This is a genomic window from Mycobacterium sp. UM_Kg27, from assembly GCF_000972905.1.
In the GTDB taxonomy this organism is placed as follows: Bacteria; Actinomycetota; Actinomycetes; order Mycobacteriales; family Mycobacteriaceae; genus Mycobacterium.
Genome location: NZ_JRMM01000204.1, coordinates 1 through 5,041 on the forward strand (window position 1 = coordinate 1; position 5,041 = coordinate 5,041).

At 68.5% G+C, this 5,041-nt stretch carries 6 protein-coding genes; 1 reads left to right on the top strand and 5 read right to left on the bottom strand.

The window, feature by feature from the left end:
- Nucleotides 1-258 (bottom strand): (2Z,6E)-farnesyl diphosphate synthase (locus LI94_RS20175; protein ID WP_046302325.1); only part of this gene is annotated, 258 nt, incomplete at its 3' end.
- A 75-nt stretch (nucleotides 259-333) separates the two neighbouring features.
- On the opposite strand from LI94_RS20175, the gene LI94_RS20180 reads away from it, so the two are divergent.
- Nucleotides 334-1,038 (top strand): hemolysin III family protein, encoded by a 705-nt coding sequence (locus tag LI94_RS20180; RefSeq protein WP_024441091.1) that lies wholly within the window; start codon nucleotides 334-336, stop codon nucleotides 1,036-1,038.
- Between the two features lie 10 nt (nucleotides 1,039-1,048).
- On the opposite strand, the gene LI94_RS20185 is transcribed toward LI94_RS20180, so the two are convergent.
- The 4 genes from LI94_RS20185 to mca are packed head-to-tail and all read right to left on the bottom strand — an operon-like array spanning nucleotide 1,049 to nucleotide 4,715.
- A complete protein-coding gene (locus LI94_RS20185) occupies nucleotides 1,049-1,432 on the bottom strand; it encodes a nuclear transport factor 2 family protein (RefSeq protein WP_024441090.1) in 384 nt (127 codons plus the stop codon).
- A 10-nt stretch (nucleotides 1,433-1,442) separates the two neighbouring features.
- Nucleotides 1,443-3,518, bottom strand: coding sequence for a thioredoxin domain-containing protein (locus LI94_RS20190; RefSeq protein WP_046302326.1), 2,076 nt, complete (start codon nucleotides 3,516-3,518; stop codon nucleotides 1,443-1,445).
- Between the two features lie 52 nt (nucleotides 3,519-3,570).
- Complete coding sequence (locus LI94_RS20195; RefSeq protein ID WP_046302327.1) at nucleotides 3,571-3,846, bottom strand: hypothetical protein; 276 nt, start codon at nucleotides 3,844-3,846, stop codon at nucleotides 3,571-3,573.
- Nucleotides 3,843-4,715 (bottom strand): mycothiol conjugate amidase Mca, encoded by an 873-nt coding sequence (mca, locus tag LI94_RS20200; protein WP_024441087.1) that lies wholly within the window; start codon nucleotides 4,713-4,715, stop codon nucleotides 3,843-3,845. The genes LI94_RS20195 and mca overlap by 4 nt, the downstream gene beginning before the upstream one ends.
- Nucleotides 4,716-5,041 lie beyond the last annotated feature (326 nt).

Sequence of the window (5,041 nt, forward strand, 5' to 3'; positions counted from 1 at the left end):
GGACAGCAGGTAGACGGTGGCCATCTCGATGCCCGCGTCGGCGCACCAGCGCAGCATCTCGGCGATCTTGGCCGCGCCCATCCGGTAGCCGTAGCTGACGTCGCGGTAGCCGGCATCGCGCGCCCACCGCCGGTTGCCGTCGCAGAGGACGGCGATGTGGCGGGGCAGATTGGACCGCGACGCCGCCAGGCCCTGCCGGAGGCGCAGTTCGTAGATCCGGTACAGCGGCTCCTTCAAGCGCGCCGGGATGATTGCCACAAAAACCCAGACTACTGTGATCTGAAAGCAATGACGGGAATCAGTCCGGGATCCGCGTGGAGTTCAGGAAGGCCCATGAGCACCCACACCGACACCATCGCCGAGCCGAATCCGAACGATCTGCCGGCCGCGCCGCACACCAAGCCGCGGGCGCGCGGCTGGATCCACTTCGTGTCGGCCATTGTGGCGCTCATCGCCGGAACCACCCTGACCGCGGTGGCCTGGTCGCTGGCCGGGCTCGAGGCCGGCCTGGCGACACTGGCCTACTCCATTTCGGTGGTCGGCATGTTCGCGGTCAGCGCGACCTATCACCGGATCACCTGGAAGTCGGTCGCCGCCCGTATTCGGATGAAGCGGCTCGACCACGCGATGATCTTCATTTTCATCGCCGGCACCTACACCCCGTTCGCACTGCTGGCGATGGACCACGGCGCCCAGGAACGGCTGGTGATGGCGATCGTGTGGGGCGGTGCGCTGGCCGGCGTGGTGCTCAAGCTGTGCTGGCCGACCGCACCGAAGTGGGTCGGGGTGCCGCTCTACCTGCTGTTGGGCTGGGTATCAGCGTTTTTCATCGCGACGATCATGCACAACGCCGGCGTCTCGGCAATGGTGCTGCTGGCCGTCGGTGGCGCGCTCTACAGCATCGGCGCGATCATGTACGCGCTGAAATGGCCGGACCCGTGGCCCGCGACGTTCGGCTACCACGAGTTCTTCCACGCCTGCACCGCCGTGGCCGCGATCTGTCAGTACATCGCGATCTGGTTCGCGGTGCTCGCGTAGCGGCGGAGGCCTACAGCTGGGTGATGTTCTCCGCCGACCAGTAGGCCTTCATCCCGGCGATTTTGCCGTCGCCGTCGAACACCATCACGTCGATCGGCTCGATCCGCATCCGGTGGTCACCGTTGGTGATGGTCAGCGCGAAGTGGAACGCCGCCTCGTTGCCGGCGACCCGCAGCGTCACCAGCTCCGACTTGCGGTCCAGACCGGTGATGGCCGAGTAGAAGTTGCGAATGGCCTGGTGGCCGATGTGCACCTCGCCACCCACCGGGTCTTCCAGGGTGGCGTCGGACGCGTAGAGCGCGACCAGCGCGTCGGCGTCGCCGCCACCGACCAGCTCGATGTAGCGGTGGACGGTCTCGGTGATGGCCTGTGCCCGCTCGGGTGCGCTCGTCATGTGCCGCACGTTACACGGATGACGGATTCGCGTTCACTTCAAGGGCTACGCCAAGTGCGGAGGCCAACTCCGCAGCGGTGCGCACCGGCAGGTCGCACACCGGCCCGCGGCAGACATACGCCGCGTCGGCGCCGTTGACCCGGTCTCGCCCGGCCAGCAGCTCCGATGAGTCAGCCACCCCGCCGACCACGATCGTCCCGCCGGGGGCCAGCCGACGCGCCTGCGCCAACAGCGCGGAGTCCGGGCCCTCGCAGGCCACCGCGACCTGCAACGGACCGCGTATGTAGGCCTCGGCGATGCCGAGCCAGTGCCCGACCGCGCGGGGCACACGCTCGAGCAGCGCGGCGTGCGCGGCCAGCGCGTCGGTCGCCGCCTGACGGTAGCGCTCGCTGCGGTCGGCGGCAGCCAGGTGGGCCGCGGTCAGCAGCGCCTCGGTGATCAGTGCCGCGCCCGAGGGGGTGGCGCCGTCCATCGGATCGCTGGGGCGCAGCATCAGGGCTTCGGCGTCGTCGGCACTGTCGAACCATCGGCCCGGTGAGTCCGGATCCGCGAAGTGGGCCAGCGCGGTGTCCAGCAGGCCGGTGGCCGCATCGAGCAGTCGCTGCTCGCCGCTGAGCTGATGCAGGCTGAGCAAGCCGGTGGCCAGCGCGCCGTAATCCTCCAGGATCGCGGCGCTGTCTCCCACCCGGCCGCCCAGGCTGGCCCGCCGCAGCCGACCGTCCACCAGGTGCAGGTCGAGCAGCTTGCCGGCGCACTGTTGCGCCGCAGCGCTCAGGCGCGGATCGCCCAGTGCCACAGCTGCTTCGACTAACGCGGTGATCGCCATCCCGTTCCAGGCCGTGACCACCTTGTCGTCGCGCCCGGGCTGGGGCCGGGACCGCCGGGCGTCCAGCAGCCGCTGGCGCACCCGATCCAGCCGCTGCTGATCGTCGGGATCGGTCAGTAGCTGCAGCACCGACGTGCCGTGCCCATTCGACGGTCCCAGCTTCCCCTCTCCTTCGTCGAGCCTCGCTGAACCGCCGGATTCAAAGGTGCCACCCGAAGTCACCCCGAAAACGTCTGCCGCCCATGCCCCGTCGTCGGCACCGAGAACCTCGGCCAGCTGCTCGGGCGTCCACACATAGGTCAAGCCCTCCTGGCCGTCGGCGTCGGCATCCAGCGACGAGATGAACATCCCCCGATCGGAAAGATCTTCCAGCAGGAATCGGGCCGTTTGGGCGGTCACCCGCATGGCCAGCGGATCACCGGTGCGCCTGGCCCAGTGTGCGTAGGCCCGCAGCAGCAACGCGTTGTCGTAGAGCATCTTCTCGAAATGCGGTACCACCCAGGCGTTGTCGACGCTGTAGCGGGCGAATCCGCCGGCGAGCTGGTCGTAGATCCCGCCACGGGCCATCGCCGAGCCAGCGCGCGTCACCGCATCGAGCGCCGGACGGGTCGCGGTCCGCTCGTGATGACGCAGCAGGGTTTCCAGCAGCACCGACGGCGGGAACTTCGGCGCACCACCGAACCCGCCGTGCGTGATGTCCTCGTCACGCAGCACCGCGGCCACCGCGGCGTCGCAGAGCATCGCATCGACCGGCGGCCCCTCCCCCGGCAGTCCGGCGGCCATCGAGCGCAGCTCGGTGGCGATGTTGTCCGAGGCCTCCTCGACTTCGTCGCGGCGCTCGTTCCAGGTGGCGCTGATCGCCGAAAGTAGGTTCAGGAAAGCGTCTTTGGGGTAGTACGTGCCGCAGTAGAACGGCCGGCCGTCGGGGGTCAGGAAGCAGGTCATCGGCCAGCCGCCGCGCCCGGTGAGCGCCTGGGTGGCGGTCATGTAGATCGCGTCGATGTCCGGGCGCTCCTCCCGGTCGACCTTGATACACACGAAGCCCGCGTTCATCGCCGCGGCGACTTCGGCGTCCTCGAACGAGCCGTGCGCCATCACGTGACACCAGTGGCAGGCCGCGTAGCCGACCGACAGCAGGATCGGCACGTCGCGTTGCGCGGCTTCGGCCAGCGCCTCAGGCGTCCACTCCCACCAGTGCACCGGGTTGTCGGCGTGTTGACGCAGATATGGGCTGGCGGACGCTGCGAGACGGTTGGCCATCCCGCCACGCTAATCCTGTTCATCATGCGCGGGCCCGCAGCACCTGCGGCGGCTATGCGGTCCCGTCGTCGCCCGGATGGTCGCCTGACGAAGCCGACCCGACGGTTCCCTCGTCGGCGGCTTGATCGGCGTCGGGGTGCTCAGGGTCGAAAGAGTCCGGCAATTTCTTGAGCTGGCGATTCATCGACCACACCAGCCCGAACGTGCCGAGCATCAACAGCACGATGACCAACAGCCCGAACGGGCTGGCCTTGCCGAAGTCCGGCCCGGTGTCGCGCGGCACGTCATCGGCCACAATCCACAGCACGGTCAGCACAGCGTGGTTCATCCGTTGTCCTCGATCCCGGCGAACAGGTCCGCCTCCGGCAGCGTAACCGGCACCCGGGACCGAGCCAGCTCGAACTCCTCGGTCGGCCAAAGCCGCTGCTGCCACTCGATCGGCGCGGCGAAAAAATCGCCGTTCGGGTCGATCTGCGTGGCGTGCGCACGCAGCGCGTCGTCACGCTGGCCGAAGAACTCGGCACATTCGACGCGGGTGGTCACCCGGTCGGCGAACACGTCGTGGTCGGGCTGCCAGTGCTCGAGCCATTTGGCGAACGGACCGACCTCGCCGTTGCGGGCGAACTCGTCCTGCAACAGCTGCATCCGTTGCCGCAGGAACCCGTGGTTGTAGTAGAGCTTGGAGACGCTCCAGGGCTCACCGGCCTGTGGGTAGCGGCGGTGGTCGCCGGCGGCCTCGAACGCTGCCACCGACACCTGATGGCATCGGATGTGATCGGGGTGCGGATAGCCGCCGTTCTCGTCATAGGTGGTCATCACATGCGGACGGAACGTGCGCACCGCCCGCACCAGGGCCTCGGTGGACACCTCCAGCGGCACCAGCGCAAAGCAGTCCTCGGGCAGCGGCGGCAGCGGGTCGCCCTTGGGCAGACCCGAGTCGACGAATCCCAGCCAGTGGTGTTCGACCCCGAGGATCTCGGCGGCCTTGGCCATCTCGTCGCGCCGGACCTCGGCGATACGGCCGTGCACATCGGGCAGGTCCATCGCGGGGTTGAGGATGTCGCCGCGCTCGCCGCCGGTCAGAGTCACCACCATCACCCGGTGCCCCGCGGCGGTGTAGCGGGCCAGGGTGGCCGCGCCCTTGCTGGACTCGTCGTCGGGGTGCGCGTGCACCGCCATCAATCGCAGCCCACTCATGCGCACATTCCCCGTTCCCTCCAGGTTCCTCCTGCCGAAACCCCGGACCGGACGCCTATAGTTCCAGATGGATTCCGGCTCCCATCGTTACACCACCTGCGGCGGGCGCGGTAATCGCTCCCGCCTCCACCGTTGACCATGGGACCCACCTCACGATGACCGATTCCAAGCCAGCCAGGTACGGGGATACCCGGGGCAGTGCCCTGCCCCGCCGGTTGCTGGCGATCGCACTGGCCGCGCTGGCGATCGCCACCGTTGGTGCCATCGCGATGTTGGGCTACCAGCGCTTCGCGACCGCCGAGGTCAAGGGCTGTCTCTTATACACA